The sequence below is a fragment of the Citrobacter sp. Cb080 genome, from assembly GCF_030334745.1.
Lineage (GTDB): Bacteria > Pseudomonadota > Gammaproteobacteria > Enterobacterales > Enterobacteriaceae > Citrobacter > Citrobacter braakii.
Map to the genome: position 1 here is coordinate 85454 of NZ_JAOWDG010000021.1, position 16750 is coordinate 102203.

Annotated in this window: 10 protein-coding genes; all 10 read left to right on the forward strand. The window is 55.0% G+C overall.

Going from position 1 to position 16750, the window contains the following annotated elements:
- The first annotated feature begins 33 nt into the window (after positions 1 to 33).
- Positions 34 to 4968 (forward strand): alpha-2-macroglobulin family protein, encoded by a 4935-nt coding sequence (locus OGV38_RS00650; RefSeq protein ID WP_286472838.1) that lies wholly within the window; start codon positions 34 to 36, stop codon positions 4966 to 4968.
- Positions 4969 to 7281 (forward strand): peptidoglycan glycosyltransferase PbpC, encoded by a 2313-nt coding sequence (gene pbpC, locus OGV38_RS00655; protein ID WP_286472839.1) that lies wholly within the window; start codon positions 4969 to 4971, stop codon positions 7279 to 7281. It abuts the gene before it with no gap.
- A gap of 136 nt (positions 7282 to 7417) precedes the next feature.
- A complete protein-coding gene (gene ndk / locus OGV38_RS00660; protein WP_003037710.1) occupies positions 7418 to 7849 on the forward strand; it encodes a nucleoside-diphosphate kinase in 432 nt (143 codons plus the stop codon).
- 256 nt (positions 7850 to 8105) lie between these two features.
- Positions 8106 to 9272 carry a dual-specificity RNA methyltransferase RlmN gene (gene rlmN / locus OGV38_RS00665; protein WP_016154002.1) on the forward strand — a complete coding sequence of 389 codons (1167 nt, stop codon included), beginning with the start codon at positions 8106 to 8108 and terminating at the stop codon, positions 9270 to 9272.
- A gap of 284 nt (positions 9273 to 9556) precedes the next feature.
- Positions 9557 to 10546 carry a cytoskeleton protein RodZ gene (rodZ, locus tag OGV38_RS00670; protein WP_016154001.1) on the forward strand — a complete coding sequence of 330 codons (990 nt, stop codon included), beginning with the start codon at positions 9557 to 9559 and terminating at the stop codon, positions 10544 to 10546.
- A 26-nt stretch (positions 10547 to 10572) separates the two neighbouring features.
- The gene (gene ispG, locus OGV38_RS00675) at positions 10573 to 11691 is read left to right on the forward strand and encodes a flavodoxin-dependent (E)-4-hydroxy-3-methylbut-2-enyl-diphosphate synthase (protein WP_016154000.1); all 1119 of its coding nucleotides are present in this window, start codon (positions 10573 to 10575) and stop codon (positions 11689 to 11691) included.
- A 110-nt stretch (positions 11692 to 11801) separates the two neighbouring features.
- A complete protein-coding gene (hisS, locus tag OGV38_RS00680; RefSeq protein WP_286472841.1) occupies positions 11802 to 13076 on the forward strand; it encodes a histidine--tRNA ligase in 1275 nt (424 codons plus the stop codon).
- Positions 13077 to 13089: 13 nt separating this feature from the next.
- Complete coding sequence (locus OGV38_RS00685) at positions 13090 to 13710, forward strand: YfgM family protein (protein WP_016157128.1); 621 nt, start codon at positions 13090 to 13092, stop codon at positions 13708 to 13710.
- Positions 13711 to 13720: 10 nt separating this feature from the next.
- Entirely contained in the window at positions 13721 to 14899 is a 1179-nt protein-coding gene (gene bamB / locus OGV38_RS00690) for an outer membrane protein assembly factor BamB (protein WP_269517393.1), read from the forward strand.
- A 118-nt stretch (positions 14900 to 15017) separates the two neighbouring features.
- Positions 15018 to 16490 (forward strand): ribosome biogenesis GTPase Der, encoded by a 1473-nt coding sequence (gene der, locus OGV38_RS00695; protein ID WP_016153996.1) that lies wholly within the window; start codon positions 15018 to 15020, stop codon positions 16488 to 16490.
- Positions 16491 to 16750: the final 260 nt, after the last annotated feature.

Below are 16750 nucleotides of genomic sequence, written 5' to 3' on the forward strand. Positions count from 1 at the left end.
TAGCTAACGGGCCACTACGGCCAGGGATGAAAAATGAAACATTTACGCGTAGCGGCCTGTATGCTGATGCTGGCACTGGTTGGGTGCGATAATAATAACGAAAAATCACCGACGGCTGCGAAGCCTGATGCGCCTGCACCGCAGACTGCGCCAGCAAAAGATAAGGCCCAATTACAAAAGCTGATTCAGCAAAGCCAGGGCAAGTCGCTGACGCTGCTTGATGCCTCCGAGGTCCAGCTCGATGGCGCGGCAACGCTCGTTTTAACCTTTTCCATTCCCCTCGATCCGGAACAAGATTTTTCTCGCGTAGTGCACGTTGTTGATAAAAAAAGCGGCAAAGTGGATGGTGCTTGGGAGCTGGCGCCAAATCTAAAAGAGCTACGCTTACGCCATCTCGAACCTAACCGGGAACTGGTGGTTACCATTGAGCGTGATTTGCTGGCGCTGAATAAAGCGACGTTCGCTATCGATTATGAAAAAAATATTACCACCCGCGACGTCCAGCCAAGCGTAGGGTTCGCTAGTCGCGGCTCGCTGCTGCCGGGAAAAGTGATTGAAGGGTTACCGGTGATGGCCCTTAACGTTAATAGCGTGGATGTGAACTTCTTTCGCGTGAAGCCTGAATCGCTCGGTGCGTTTGTCAGCCAGTGGGAATACCGTAATTCGTTGTCAAACTGGGAGTCAGACAATCTGCTGAAAATGGCGGAGCTGGTTTATACCGGACGCTTTGACCTCAATCCTGAGCGTAACACCCGAGAGAAGCTGCTACTGCCACTGAGCGATATCAAGCCGTTGCAGCAAGCAGGCGTTTACATTGCGGTGATGAATCAGGCCGGACACTATAACTACAGCAATGCTGCTACGCTGTTTACGCTCAGTGACATTGGTGTCTCTGCGCACCGTTACCACAATCAACTGGATGTCTTTACGCAGAGTCTGGAAAACGGCGCTGCGCAGCAGGGTATTGAGGTCACGTTACTCAACGAAAAAGGGCAGACGCTGGCGCAGGCTACCAGTGACGCGCAGGGGCACGTCAAGCTGGAAACCGATAAAGACGCGGCCTTATTGCTGGCCCGTAAAGACGGGCAAACCACGCTGCTGGACCTGAAGCTCCCGGCGTTGGATCTGGCTGAATTTGATATTGCCGGCGCGCCGGGATACAGCAAGCAGTTCTTTATGTTTGGCCCCCGAGACCTCTATCGCCCTGGCGAAACGGTGATCCTCAACGGATTACTGCGAGATAGCGACGGCAAAACGCTGCCTGACCAGCCGGTGAAGTTGGAGGTCGTTAAGCCCGACGGACAGGTGTTACGCTCGGTAGTGAGCCAACCGGAAAACGGTCTGTATCGCTTTAGCTGGCCGCTGGACAGCAGCGCGCCAACCGGCATGTGGCATATTCGTGCCAATACTGGCGACAACCAGTCGCGGATGTGGGATTTCCACGTCGAAGATTTCATGCCTGAGCGGATGGCGCTCAATCTCACCGCCAATAAAATACCGGTGGCTCCAACTGATGAAGTGAAGTTCTCGGTGGTGGGCTACTACCTGTACGGCGCGCCCGCCAACGGCAATGCTCTGCAAGGGCAGCTTTTCCTGCGCCCGTTGCGGGAAGCGGTGCAGGCATTACCGGGGTTCCAGTTTGGTAATATTGCCGAAGAAAATCTTTCTCGCAGCCTCGATGAGGTTCAGTTGACGCTGGATGACCACGGTCGCGGCGAAGTGACTACCAACAGCCAATGGCAGGAGACGCATTCTCCGTTACAGGTGATTCTGCAAGCCAGCCTGCTGGAGTCGGGTGGCCGTCCGGTGACGCGTCGGGTTGAACAAGCCATCTGGCCTGCGGATACGCTGCCAGGTATTCGTCCGCAGTTTGCGGCGAGAGCCGTTTATGACTACCGCACCGATACCACCGTCAATCAGCCTGGCGTTGATGAAAACAGCAATGCCGCTTTTGATATTGTGTATGCCGATGCGCAAGGCGAGAAAAAAGCGGTGTCCGGTTTACAGGTGCGTTTGATCCGTGAACGCCGTGATTATTACTGGAACTGGTCTGAAGGCGAGGGCTGGCAATCGCAGTTCGATCAAAAAGATCTGGTTGAGGGTGAGCAGACCCTGGATCTTAAGGCCGATGAGACCGGTAAAGTCAGCTTCCCTGTCGAGTGGGGTGCCTATCGCCTGGAAGTGAAAGCTCCGAATGATGCGGTGAGCAGCGTTCGCTTCTGGGCTGGTTATAGCTGGCAGGATAACAGCGACGGCAGTGGGGCAGTACGTCCCGATCGCGTGACCCTGAAACTGGATAAACCCGGCTATCGTCCCGGTGATACCATGAAGCTACACATTGCCGCACCCGCTGCAGGCAAAGGTTACGCGATGGTGGAGTCCAGCGAAGGCCCGCTGTGGTGGCAAGAGATAGACGTACCGACGGATGGTCTTGATATCTCCATCCCGGTCGATAAAACCTGGAATCGCCATGACTTGTATCTCAGCGCGCTGGTGGTTCGTCCTGGCGACAAGTCTCGTTCGGCAACGCCAAAACGGGCAGTCGGCTTACTGCATTTGCCGTTAGGCGATAAAAACCGTCGTCTGGCGCTGGCGCTGGAAAGTCCGGCGAAAATGCGTCCAAATCAGCCGTTGACCGTCAAGATTAAAGCCAGCGTTAAAAATGGCGACGTGCCAAAACAGGTTAACGTGCTGGTCTCAGCCGTTGACAGCGGGGTGTTGAACATTACCGATTACGCCACGCCGGATCCGTGGCAGGCGTTTTTCGGGCAAAAACGCTATGGCGCGGATATTTATGATATTTACGGCCAGGTGATCGAAGGGCAAGGACGTCTGGCGGCGCTGCGCTTTGGTGGTGATGGCGATGAGTTAAAACGCGGCGGCAAGCCACCGGTTAATCACGTCAATATTGTGGCGCAACAGGCGCTGCCGGTGACGCTTAACGAGCAGGGCGAAGGTACGGTGACGTTACCAATTGGTGATTTCAACGGCGAGCTGCGGGTAATGGCGCAAGCCTGGACGGCGGATGACTTTGGCAGTAGCGAAAGCAAAGTGATTGTCGCCGCGCCGGTAATTACTGAACTGAACATGCCGCGCTTTCTGGCGGGGGGGGATACCTCGCGCCTGACGCTGGACGTGACCAACCTGACTGACAAACCGCAAACGCTGATTATTAATCTCGCGGCCAGCGGTTTACTGGAGCTGATGGGGCAAGATCCCGCCCCGGTGAATCTGGCGCCAGGCGTACGGACTACGCTGTTTATTCCGGTGCGTGCGCGGGAGGGCTTTGGCGATGGCGAAATTCAGGCGCAAATTAGCGGTCTGAATCTACCGGGTGAAACGCTGCCTGTTCAGCATAAACAGTGGAAAATTGGCGTGCGACCGGCGTTCCCGGCGCAAACTGTTAATTACGGCGTCGCACTTCAGCCGGGCGCAACCTGGCAGATTCCGGGCGAAGAACTGACGAATTTCTCTCCTGTGACGATGCAGGGACAACTGCTGTTCAGCGGTAAGCCACCGCTGAATCTGGCGCGCTATATCCGTGAACTGAAAGCTTACCCTTACGGTTGCCTCGAGCAAACGGCGAGCGGGTTGTTCCCATCCTTATACACCAATGCCGCGCAGTTGAAGGCGTTAGGTATCGCGGGCGACAGTGATGAAAAACGCCGTGCGGCAGTAGAGATTGGCATCTCTCGTTTACTGCAAATGCAGCGTGATAACGGCGGTTTTGCGCTGTGGGATAAGAACGGGTCGGAAGAGTACTGGCTGACCGCGTATGTGATGGATTTCCTCGTTCGCGCGAATGAACAGGGCTATAGCGTTCCGGCAGAGGTGATTAACCGGGGTAACGAGCGGCTGCTGCGCTATTTGCAGGATCCGGGCATGATGTCGATTCGCTATACCGACGACGCATCAGCAAGCCGGTTTGCCGTACAGGCCTACGCCGCGCTGGTGCTGGCTCGTCAGCAGAAAGCCCCGCTCGGCGCGCTGCGTGAGATCTGGGAGCGTCGTGCACAGGCGGCTTCCGGTTTACCGCTGTTGCAACTGGGGATAGCGCTGAAAAACATGGGCGACGCCAACCGCAGTGAACAAGCGTTGACGCTGGCGCTGAATACGCCACGCCGTGATGCGCAGCAGTGGATGGCGGATTACGGCAGTCAGCTACGTGACAACGCGCTGATGCTGGCATTGTTGGAAGAGAACAAGCTTAAACCTGACGTGCAGAATACGCTGCTGAACACTTTGTCAGAACAGGCCTTTGGGCAGCGCTGGCTCTCTACTCAGGAAAACAATGCGCTGTTCCTTGCCGCGCGTACGTTACAGGACTTGCCTGGCTCGTGGCAGGCGCAAACGTCACTCTCTGAACAGGCGTTAGCCGGGGAGAAATCACAAACGCGTAATCTGGATGCTGACGCGCTGTCTACGCTGAACGTCACCAATACCGGTAATCTGCCGCTGTGGCTGCGTCTGGATGTGAGTGGTTACCCGCAAACCTCGCCGACGCCTGCCAGCAACGTCCTGCACATTGAGCGTCAGATCCTGGGGCTCGACGGGAACAGCAAAGCGCTGGATTCTCTGCGCAGCGGCGAGCTGGTACTGGTCTGGCTGGAGGTGAAAGCCAGCCAGAACGTACCGGATGCGTTGGTGGTTGACTTACTGCCAGCCGGCCTGGAGCTGGAAAACCAGAATCTGGCCAACGGCAGCGCCAGCCTGCAGGACAGCGGCAGCGAGGTAGCGAATTTGCTCAATCAGATGCAGCAGGCGGATATCCAGCACGTTGAGTTCCGTGACGATCGCTTTGTCGCCGCGGTAGCGGTCAACGAAGGGCAGCCGGTGACGCTGGTCTATCTGGCGCGGGCGGTAACGCCGGGGACCTATCAGGTTCCTGTGCCGCAAGTGGAGTCAATGTATGTTCCGCAGTGGCGCGCGACCGGTGCGACAGAGGGGCTTTTGATTGTCAGACCGTAAATGATGCGCGGGTTGGGGAAACGCGGCTGCTGGCTCTGGCTGGCAGCCGTTGCGCTATTGCTGGTAGCGGTGGTTTGGGCGGCAGATAAAATCTGGCCGCTGCCGCTTCACGAAGTCGATCCGGCACGTGTCGTGGTGGCTTACGATGGTACGCCGCTATGGCGCTTCGCCGACGCGGACGGTATCTGGCGTTATCCGGTGACTATTGATGAGGTGTCCCCCCGTTACCTTGAGGCGTTAATCAACTACGAAGACCGCTGGTTCTGGAAACATCCCGGCGTCAATCCGTTTTCAGTGCTGCGCGCGGCATGGCAGGACCTCTCCTCAGGTCGCGTCGTTTCAGGCGGCAGTACGCTCACCATGCAGGTCGCACGATTACTCGATCCCCACCCGCGAACTTTCGGCGGCAAGTTCCGCCAGCTCTGGCGCGCATTGCAGCTGGAATGGCATCTTTCTAAGCGCGACATCCTGACGCTATATCTTAACCGTGCGCCGTTTGGCGGCACGCTGCAGGGCGTGGGGGCGGCGAGTTGGGCCTACCTTGGTAAATCTCCCACACAGTTGAGTTATTCCGATGCCGCGCTGCTGGCCGTGTTGCCGCAGGCACCGAGCCGTCTGCGCCCGGACCGCTGGCCGGACCGCGCTGAAGCGGCGCGCAATAAAGTGCTTGAGCGCATGGCGACGCAGGGCGTTTGGCCTGCCAGACAGGTGCAGGAGTCACGCGAAGAACCGGTCTGGCTGGCGCCCAGACAAATGCCGCAGTTAGCGCCGTTATTCTCGCGCATGATGCTGGGAAAAAGCCGGAGCGATAAAATCGTGACCACCCTTGACGCCGGATTGCAGCGCCAACTGGAAGAGCTGGCGCAAAACTGGAAGGGCCGCTTACCTGCGCGCAGTTCGCTGGCGATGATTGTGGTCGATCACACTGATATGAGCGTGCGTGGCTGGGTGGGGTCGGTAGATATGAATGACGACTCCCGCTTTGGCCATGTGGATATGGTGAATGCGATCCGCTCGCCGGGCTCGGTGCTGAAGCCGTTTATCTATGGTCTGGCGTTGGATGACGGATTAATTCATCCTGCTTCATTGTTGCAGGATGTGCCGCGTCGAACCGGAGATTATCGACCAGGGAATTTTGACAGTGGTTTTCATGGCCCGGTGAGTATGAGCGAAGCGCTGGTGCGCTCGCTAAATTTACCCGCCGTGCAGGTACTTGAAGCCTATGGCCCGAAGCGTTTTGCCGCATCGTTACGTAACGTTGGCTTACCGCTGTATCTGCCCGCAGGTGCCGCACCGAATCTGTCGCTGATTTTGGGCGGGGCAAGGGCCAGACTGGAAGACATGGCGGCGGCGTACAGTGCCTTTGCCCGTCAGGGAAAAGCGGGAAAACTGCGCCTGCAGCCAGACGATCCACTGCTGGAGCGTCCGTTGATGTCGGTAGGCGCGGCGTGGATTATTCGCCGCATTATGGCTGACGAAGCGCAACCGCTGCCGGATAACGCGCTGAGCAGAGTGGTTCCGCTGGCGTGGAAAACGGGTACCAGTTATGGCTATCGCGATGCGTGGGCGATTGGCGTTAACGCCCGTTATGTGATGGGGATCTGGACCGGCAGACCCGACGGTACGCCGGTGGTGGGCCAGTTTGGTTTTGCCAGCGCCGTGCCGCTGCTCAATCAGGTCAACAATCTTTTGCTCTCTCGCGGGACAAATCAGCCGGAGGATCCGCGCCCTGAATCCGTTAGCCGCGGCGTAGTGTGCTGGCCGGGCGGGCAGTCACTTGCGCCCGGAGACAGCAAGTGTCGACGCCGTCTGGCAACCTGGCTGCTGGAGGGCAGCCAGCCGCCCACGTTGTTATTGCCCGAACAGGAGGGTGTGAGTGGCATTCGTTTCCCCGTCTGGCTGGATGATGAAGGCAAACGTGTGGCGGCGGATTGCCCGCAGGCGCGCGAACAAACGTTAATCGTCTGGCCTTTACCGCTGGAGCCATGGCTGCCGGAGTCAGAGCGCCGTGGGGCGAGATTACCGCCGGTTTCTGCCACGTGTCCGCCGCTGGGGCAGGATGCTTCGCTGCCGTTGCAGTTGACAGGGGTTCGTGATGGCGCGATCGTGAAGCGTTTACCCGGTTCTGCGCTGGCCTCATTGCCAGTACAAACCAGCGGTGGGACTGGCGATCGCTGGTGGTTTCTTAACGGTGAACGGCTGGATGAACGCGGACGCCGTCTTACGCTACGGCTGGCGACCAAAGGGGATTATCAACTGCTGGTGATGGATGATGCCGGACAGGTGGCGACGGTGAGATTTTCGTTGCAGTAGACCACCAGGTGACTTTTGTTGCTAAAATTCATCTTATTTTAAAGAAATGTTATCTTCGTCAATAGTCAATTGCCGGGATGCTCTTTATAATCTGCGCCAGGTAAACAACAACAAAACATCTTTTTCAGAGGTAATCATGGCTATTGAACGTACTTTTTCCATCATCAAACCAAACGCGGTGGCAAAAAACGTTATTGGGAGCATCTTTGCGCGCTTTGAAGCAGCAGGGTTCAAAATTGTCGGTACTAAAATGCTGCACCTGACCGTTGAGCAGGCGCGTGGCTTCTATGCTGAGCATGATGGTAAGCCGTTCTTTGACGGTCTGGTTGAATTCATGACCTCCGGTCCAATCGTTGTTTCTGTTCTGGAAAGCGAAAATGCCGTACAGCGTCACCGTGATCTGCTGGGTGCAACCAACCCGGCGAATGCGCTGGCGGGTACTCTGCGTGCAGACTACGCTGATAGCTTCACTGAGAACGGTACTCACGGTTCCGACTCCGTTGAATCTGCCGCGCGTGAAATCGCCTATTTCTTCGGTGAAGGCGAGGTTTGCCCGCGCACGCGCTAATCTCCTGCGTCTTTCACATCGCATCGTTTTCTATGCTTTCAGGGAGGCTCGAACGTGCCGCTTTCCTGCGATGCGAAATCCTTTGGAGAGGAATTAGCGATTTACATATTATTTTCGCTAATGCTTCGTGCAAACGTGGCATCCCTGCGCCAGACTTTGTACAATGCAACGCCCCGGAAGAGCAGAACGCTTGCCGGGGCGTTTCTTTTTAACCCTCCACGGGCCACAACGTGTAACAACGAGGCCGGAAAAAATTATGTCTGAATTAGTTAACACCTCTGAAGTCGTCATTCCTGCGGTTCCAAATAAAAATGGAAAAATCAACCTGCTGGATCTGAACCGTCAGCAAATGCGCGAATTCTTCAAAGATATGGGTGAAAAACCGTTTCGTGCCGATCAGGTCATGAAGTGGATGTACCACTATTGCAGCGACAACTTTGATGACATGACTGACATCAATAAGGTGCTGCGTAACAAGCTGAAAGAAGTGGCTGAAATTCGCGCCCCGGAAGTGGTGGAAGAGCAGCGTTCCTCTGACGGTACGATCAAATGGGCCATCGCGGTTGGCGATCAGCGCGTAGAAACCGTGTATATCCCGGAAGACGATCGCGCGACCCTGTGTGTTTCTTCACAGGTCGGTTGTGCATTAGAGTGTAAATTCTGCTCTACGGCGCAACAGGGCTTTAACCGTAACCTGCGGGTGTCGGAAATCATTGGTCAGGTCTGGCGCGCGGCGAAAATCGTCGGCGCGGTGAAAGCAACGGGCGTGCGTCCTATCACCAACGTGGTGATGATGGGGATGGGCGAGCCGCTGCTCAACCTGACCAACGTGGTGCCAGCGATGGAAATCATGCTGGATGACTTCGGTTTTGGGCTGTCCAAGCGTCGCGTCACGCTCTCCACCTCAGGCGTTGTCCCTGCGCTGGATAAGCTGGGCGATATGATTGATGTCGCGCTGGCGATTTCTCTGCATGCGCCGAACGATGAAATTCGTGACGAAATTGTACCTATCAACAAAAAGTACAATATCGAAACATTCCTTGGCGCGGTTCGTCGTTATCTGGAGAAGTCCAACGCTAACCAGGGTCGTGTGACCATTGAGTATGTGATGTTAGATCACATCAATGATGGTACTGAACACGCGCATCAGTTGGCAGAGCTGCTGAAAGATACGCCGTGTAAGATTAACCTGATCCCGTGGAACCCGTTCCCAGGCGCGCCATATGGCCGTAGCTCTAACAGCCGTATCGATCGTTTCTCCAAAGTGTTGATGAGCTATGGTTTCACTACCATCGTGCGTAAAACACGTGGCGATGACATCGATGCAGCCTGCGGTCAGCTGGCGGGTGACGTTATCGACCGTACCAAGCGTACTCTGCGTAAGCGTATGCAGGGCGACGCTATCGATATCAAGACCGTTTGATGTTGAGTGCACTACGGTATAATTCATGTACCGTAGTGCAACGTAAGCCAAATGAGGTTTTTTGTTGTTGTCGTCAGGTCAATAATAACGGTGCGTTTTTGTCGACTTTAAGGCAGTATGTAACGGCGCAACAAGCCTTTAGCCCTCAGGTTTACGTTGTTTTGTCTTTGATAGTCTGACCGTTTTATACTGTCTGACGAAGGTTAACTGACCAGATGTTTCGCGGTGTGGGTGAGCATTGTGGCTCGCCGGCATCAGAACCCAAATTTACGCAGCTGTAGCGAATGAATACTGAAGCCACGCACGACAAAAATGAAGCACTATCCACCGGCGTTCGTCTGCGCAATGCCCGTGAACAACTCGGATTCAGCCAGCAGGCAGTCGCGGAGCGACTTTGCCTGAAGGTCTCCACGGTACGTGATATTGAAGAAGATAAGGCACCAGCCGATCTCGCTTCAACATTCCTGCGCGGGTATATCCGTTCTTATGCGCGTCTGGTGCATATTCCTGAAGAAGAACTGTTGCCAGGGCTGGAAAAACAGGCTCCGATTCGCCCAGCCAAAGTCGCACCGATGCAGAGCTTCTCGCTCGGTAAGCGTCGTAAAAAACGCGACGGCTGGTTAATGACCTTTACCTGGCTGGTGCTGTTTGTCGTTGTCGGACTGACGGGAGCCTGGTGGTGGCAGAACCATAAAGCGCAGCAGGAAGAGATCACCACCATGGCCGATCAATCCTCCGCTGAGCTGAATGCCGGTAAAGATGGTGCGCAGAACGTACCGTTAGATACCAGCGCCGCAGCGGGCCAGGATACTACCCCGGCTCCAGACGATGGCGCGGTGGCGGACGCAGCGCCTACGCCAGATGTTGCTGCAACCCCGGCACCTGCCGCTGATGCGCAGCAGAATGCCGTTGTGGCACCTTCTCAGGCTAACGTCGATACCGCAACTGCTGCGCCAGCGACCGCGGCGCCGCTGCCGACTGACCAGGCGGGTGTCACTACCCCAGCCGCCGATCCTAACGCACTGGTAATGAACTTTACCGCCGATTGCTGGCTGGAAGTGACCGATGCGACCGGAAAAAAACTGTTCAGTGGTATGCAGCGTAAGGACGGCAATCTGAATCTGACGGGTCAGGCGCCGTACAAACTGAAAATTGGCGCTCCGGCGGCAGTGCAGATTCAGTTCCAGGGTAAACCTGTCGATCTGAGTCGTTTTATCAGAACTAACCAGGTTGCGCGTCTGACCGTTAATGCCGAACAATCACCGGCTCAGTAACAGACGGCAATGCGGGAGATTTTTTAATGCATAACCAGGCTCCAATTCAACGTAGAAAATCAACACGCATTTACGTTGGGAACGTGCCGATCGGCGATGGCGCGCCCATCGCCGTACAGTCTATGACCAATACGCGTACCACAGATGTGGAAGCGACGGTTAATCAGATCAAAGCGCTGGAACGCGTCGGCGCAGATATTGTTCGTGTCTCTGTACCGACAATGGATGCCGCAGAAGCGTTCAAGCTTATCAAACAGCAGGTTAATGTCCCGCTGGTTGCCGATATTCACTTCGACTATCGTATCGCGCTGAAGGTGGCGGAATACGGCGTCGATTGCCTGCGTATCAACCCAGGCAATATCGGTAATGAAGAGCGTATTCGCATGGTAGTGGACTGCGCTCGTGATAAAAATATTCCTATCCGTATCGGCGTCAACGCCGGATCGCTGGAAAAAGATCTGCAGGAAAAATACGGTGAACCGACGCCGCAGGCGCTGCTGGAATCCGCTATGCGCCATGTGGATCACCTCGATCGTCTGAACTTCGATCAATTCAAAGTCAGCGTTAAAGCGTCTGACGTTTTCCTCGCTGTTGAATCCTATCGCCTGCTGGCGAAACAGATCGATCAACCGCTGCATTTGGGGATCACCGAAGCCGGTGGCGCACGCAGCGGGGCGGTAAAATCAGCGATCGGTTTAGGATTGCTGTTGTCCGAAGGGATCGGCGATACGCTGCGTGTCTCTCTGGCAGCGGATCCGGTGGAAGAGATCAAAGTTGGCTTCGATATCCTGAAATCGCTGCGCATTCGTGCGCGCGGGATCAACTTTATCGCCTGCCCAACCTGCTCGCGTCAGGAGTTCGACGTTATCGGTACGGTGAACGCGCTGGAACAACGTCTGGAAGATATCATTACGCCAATGGATGTTTCGATCATCGGCTGTGTGGTGAACGGTCCTGGCGAAGCGCTGGTTTCTACGCTGGGCGTGACGGGCGGTAACAAGAAAAGCGGTCTGTATGAAGACGGCGTGCGTAAGGATCGACTCGATAACGACGATATGATTACGCAGCTTGAAGCCCGCATTCGCGCCAAAGCGAGTATCCTGGACGAAGCGCGTCGTATTGACGTGCAGCAGCTTGAAAAATAACAACGTGATGGGAAGCGGCGTGCTTCCCGTGTATGATTGAACCCGCATGGCGCCCGCATTGTTCGGGTTAGCGCTGAGGGTTCATTTTTATATTCATAAAGAGAATAAACGTGGCAAAAAACATTCAAGCCATTCGCGGCATGAACGATTATCTGCCTGGCGAAACCGCCATCCGGCAGCGCATTGAAGGCACTCTCAAAAACGTGCTCGGCAGCTACGGTTACAGTGAAATCCGCTTGCCGATTGTAGAGCAGACCCCGTTATTCAAACGCGCGATCGGTGAAGTCACCGACGTGGTTGAAAAAGAGATGTATACCTTTGAGGACCGTAATGGCGACAGCCTGACGTTGCGTCCTGAAGGGACTGCGGGCTGCGTACGCGCCGGCATCGAACATGGTCTCCTGTACAATCAGGAACAGCGTCTGTGGTATATCGGGCCGATGTTCCGCCACGAACGTCCGCAAAAAGGGCGCTATCGTCAATTCCATCAGTTGGGTGTCGAAGTGTTTGGCCTGCAAGGTCCGGACATCGATGCTGAACTGATTATGCTGACCGCTCGCTGGTGGCGCGCGCTGGGTATTTCTCAGCATGTCAGCCTTGAGCTGAACTCAATTGGTTCGCTTGAAGCCCGCGCTAACTACCGTGATGCGCTGGTCGCCTACCTGGAACAGCACAAAGAGAAACTGGACGAAGATTGCAAGCGCCGTATGTACACTAACCCGCTGCGCGTTCTCGACTCCAAAAACCCGGAAGTACAGGCGCTGCTCAACGACGCACCTTCGCTGGGCGACTATCTTGATGACGACTCTCGCGAGCACTTTGCGGGCCTGTGCAAACTGCTGGAATCCGCAGGTATTGCCTACACCGTCAATCAGCGTCTGGTTCGTGGTCTTGATTATTACAACCGCACCGTATTTGAGTGGGTTACCAGCAGCCTGGGCTCTCAGGGTACCGTGTGTGCCGGTGGGCGTTACGACGGTCTGGTAGAGCAACTTGGCGGTCGCGCAACGCCGGCCGTGGGCTTTGCCATGGGTCTGGAACGACTTGTTTTGTTAGTTCAGGCAGTTAATCCGGAATTTAACGCAGATCCTGTTGTCGATATATACCTGGTCGCTTCGGGGGCGGATACGCAGTCGGTTGCAATGCGGCTTGCAGAACGTCTGCGCGATGAAGTTCCTGGTGTGAAACTGATGACAAACCACGGTGGCGGCAACTTTAAGAAACAGTTCGCCCGCGCCGACAAGTGGGGCGCCCGCGTTGCACTGGTACTGGGCGAGTCCGAAGTGGCTGACGGTACTGTTGTAGTGAAGGATTTGCGCTCTGGTGAGCAAACGGCAGTAGCGCAGGATAGCGTTGCCGCGCATTTGCGCACTCTACTGGGCTAAGGAGAAGGACAGCGTGGAAATTTACGAGAACGAAAACGACCAGATTGATGCAGTAAAACGCTTCTTTGCTGAAAACGGCAAAGCGCTGGCTGTTGGGGTCATTTTAGGGGTTGGCGCGCTGGTTGGCTGGCGTTACTGGACCAGCCATCAGACGGAGTCCGCACGCTCTGCTTCTCTGGCATATCAAAATACGGTGACTGCGGTTAGCGCGGGTAAACCGGATAGCCTTCCTGCTGCAGAGAAATTTGCCGCAGAAAACAAAAATACCTACGGCGCGTTAGCTTCACTGGAACTGGCGCAGCAGTTTGTTGACCAAAATGAACTTGAGAAAGCCGCAAGCCAGCTGCAACAAGGCTTAGCAGCGACCAGCGATGAGAATCTCAAAGCGGTGATTAATCTGCGTCTGGCTCGTGTTCAGGTTCAGCTTAAACAGGCTGATACCGCGCTGAAAACACTCGACACCATTAAAGGTGAAGGGTGGACGGCCATTGTTGCCGACCTGCGCGGTGAAGCATTGCTGAGCAAAGGCGACAAACAAGGTGCGCGTAGCGCATGGGAAGCGGGCGTGAAAAGCGATGCCTCTCCTGCTCTGAGCGAAATGATGCAGATGAAAATCAATAATTTGTCCATCTGAGAGGGACCCGATGCAATTGCGTAAATTACTTCTGCCAGGGCTGCTTTCCGTTACCCTATTGAGCGGCTGTTCACTGTTTAGTGGCGAAGAAGATGTCGTTAAGATGTCCCCATTACCGGTGGTTGAAAACCAGTTTACTCCGTCTACGGACTGGAGCACCTCTGTAGGTAACGGTATTGGTGATTTCTATTCCAATCTTCATCCTGCGCTGGCGGATAACGTTGTCTATGCAGCCGATCGCGCCGGCGTCGTTAAGGCGTTGAATGCGGACGACGGCAAAGAAGTCTGGTCTGTTAATCTGGGTGAGAAAGACGGCTGGTTCTCCCGCGCATCTGCACAGCTTTCTGGCGGTGTAACCGTGTCCGGTGGCCATGTTTACATTGGCAGCGAAAAAGCGCAGGTTTATGCGCTGAACACCAGCGATGGTACCACCGCATGGCAGACGAAAGTTGCCGGTGAAGCGCTGTCTCGTCCTGTTGTGAGCGATGGCGTGGTATTAATCCACACCAGTAACGGTCAGTTGCAGGCCCTGAACGAAGCTGACGGCGCTATCAAATGGACCGTTAACCTCGACATGCCTTCTCTGTCTCTGCGCGGCGAATCTGCCCCAGCGACCGCCTTTGGCGCAGCTATCGCTGGCGGTGATAACGGCCGCGTAAGCGCCGTGCTGATGCAGCAGGGCCAGATGATTTGGCAGCAGCGTATTTCTCAGGCGACAGGTCCAACGGAAATCGATCGTCTGAGCGACGTTGATACCACGCCGGTTATCGTCAATGGCGTTGTCTACGCGCTGGCTTATAATGGTAACCTGACGGCGCTGGATCTGCGCAGCGGTCAGATCATGTGGAAACGTGAACTGGGCTCAGTGAATGATTTCATCGTCGACGGTAACCGTATCTACCTGGTAGACCAGAACGACCGTGTACTGGCGCTGACCACCGACGGCGGTGTGACGCTGTGGACGCAAAGCGATCTGCTGCACCGTCTGCTGACGTCCCCGGTATTGTATAACGGCAATCTGGTCGTGGGTGATAGCGAAGGCTACCTGCACTGGATTAACGTTGATGATGGCCGCTTTGTCGCCCAGCAGAAAGTTGACAGCTCTGGTTTCCTGACCGAGCCGGTCTCTGCTGATGGTAAACTGCTGATCCAGGCGAAAGACGGTACGCTGTACTCTATTACGCGTTAATCGTCCCGGCCGCTCGCTTTGAAAAACGGCTCCTGGTGCAGGGGCCGTTTTACTGTTTTTAACAACGGCGCAAAAAATGTGCCCGTTGTCTGATGATTTATTAAATGAGGCTTTAAACATGGTACCTGTGGTCGCGCTTGTCGGGCGCCCTAACGTTGGCAAATCCACGTTATTTAACCGTCTAACTCGCACCCGAGATGCGCTGGTTGCGGATTTCCCGGGTCTGACTCGTGACCGTAAGTACGGTCGTGCGGAAATTGAAGGCCGCGAGTTTATCTGTATTGATACCGGCGGTATTGATGGCACCGAAGACGGTGTAGAAACCCGCATGGCGGAACAGTCGCTGTTGGCGATCGAAGAAGCGGACGTTGTGCTGTTCATGGTAGATGCACGTGCTGGCCTGATGCCTGCGGATGAAGCCATTGCGAAACATCTGCGTTCGCGCCAGAAACCGACGTTCCTGGTAGCCAACAAAACTGACGGACTCGATCCTGATCAGGCGGTCGTCGATTTCTACTCGCTGGGTCTGGGTGAAATTTATCCGATCGCGGCATCCCATGGTCGTGGCGTTCTCAGCCTGCTGGAGCATGTTCTGCTGCCGTGGATGGATGACGTTGCTCCTCAGGAAGAGGTGGATGAAGATGCAGAATATTGGGCGCAACTGGAAGCCGAAGAGAACGGCGAAGAAGAGCCTGAAGATGACTTCAATCCGCAGGATCTGCCGATCAAACTGGCGATTGTTGGTCGCCCGAACGTAGGTAAGTCCACGCTTACTAACCGTATTCTCGGCGAAGACCGCGTAGTGGTTTACGACATGCCGGGGACCACGCGTGACAGTATTTATATCCCGATGCAACGCGATGAGCGCGAATATGTGCTCATTGATACCGCGGGCGTGCGTAAGCGCGGCAAAATTACCGAAGCAGTAGAAAAATTCTCAGTTATCAAAACGCTGCAGGCGATTGAAGATGCCAACGTGGTGATGCTGGTGATTGACGCGCGCGAAGGAATTTCCGATCAGGACCTGTCGCTGCTGGGCTTTATCCTCAATAGTGGGCGTTCACTTGTTATTGTGGTCAACAAGTGGGATGGCCTGACGCAGGAAGTGAAAGAGCAGGTCAAAGAGACCTTGGACTTCCGTCTGGGCTTTATTGATTTTGCGCGTGTACACTTCATCTCTGCGCTGCACGGCAGCGGCGTGGGTAATCTGTTTGAATCGGTCCGCGAAGCGTATGACAGCTCCACCCGTCGCGTCAGCACCGCGATGCTGACGCGCATTATGACTATGGCGGCAGAAGATCATCAGCCGCCGCTGGTGCGTGGTCGTCGTGTGAAGCTGAAATATGCCCACGCCGGTGGTTATAACCCACCAATCGTGGTGATTCACGGCAACCAGGTCAAAGACCTGCCGGATTCCTACAAGCGTTATCTGATGAACTATTTCCGTAAGTCTTTGGATGTGATGGGGACGCCGATCCGCATTCAGTTCAAAGAAGGGGAAAACCCGTTTGCGAACAAACGCAATACGCTGACGCCGACGCAGATGCGTAAACGTAAGCGTTTGATAAAACACATCAAAAAAAGCAAGTAACCGTTGCTGATGCTGATAAAAACCCGTGCTTGTCGCGGGTTTTTTTTCGACGTTCCATCGCCAGCCTCAGCCCGTGCGATGTCAATCACTATTCATTTTTTACCAAGTTTAAATCTAAGAAAGTAGACATTTGTCGAGTTTTCGTCTTAAAGTCCGGGGGCTGGTACTAGACAAAACTAGCCTTAGGTTATCAAATGGTTAAATAAATTTTCGCCGTATGTAAAAAATCGGTCAGATACGTAACTGGCTGGCGTACATCG

What these genes read in the sequence shown, in the direction of transcription:
- pbpC (WP_286472839.1), top strand. Translation starts at nt 4,969, where the DNA reads ATGATGCGCGGGTTGGGGAAACGCGGCTGCTGGCTCTGGCTGGCAGCC.
- ispG (WP_016154000.1), top strand. Translation starts at nt 10,573, where the DNA reads ATGCATAACCAGGCTCCAATTCAACGTAGAAAATCAACACGCATTTAC.
- rodZ (WP_016154001.1), top strand. Translation starts at nt 9,557, where the DNA reads ATGAATACTGAAGCCACGCACGACAAAAATGAAGCACTATCCACCGGC.
- ndk (WP_003037710.1), top strand. Translation starts at nt 7,418, where the DNA reads ATGGCTATTGAACGTACTTTTTCCATCATCAAACCAAACGCGGTGGCA.
- bamB (WP_269517393.1), top strand. Translation starts at nt 13,721, where the DNA reads ATGCAATTGCGTAAATTACTTCTGCCAGGGCTGCTTTCCGTTACCCTA.
- der (WP_016153996.1), top strand. Translation starts at nt 15,018, where the DNA reads ATGGTACCTGTGGTCGCGCTTGTCGGGCGCCCTAACGTTGGCAAATCC.
- OGV38_RS00650 (WP_286472838.1), top strand. Translation starts at nt 34, where the DNA reads ATGAAACATTTACGCGTAGCGGCCTGTATGCTGATGCTGGCACTGGTT.
- rlmN (WP_016154002.1), top strand. Translation starts at nt 8,106, where the DNA reads ATGTCTGAATTAGTTAACACCTCTGAAGTCGTCATTCCTGCGGTTCCA.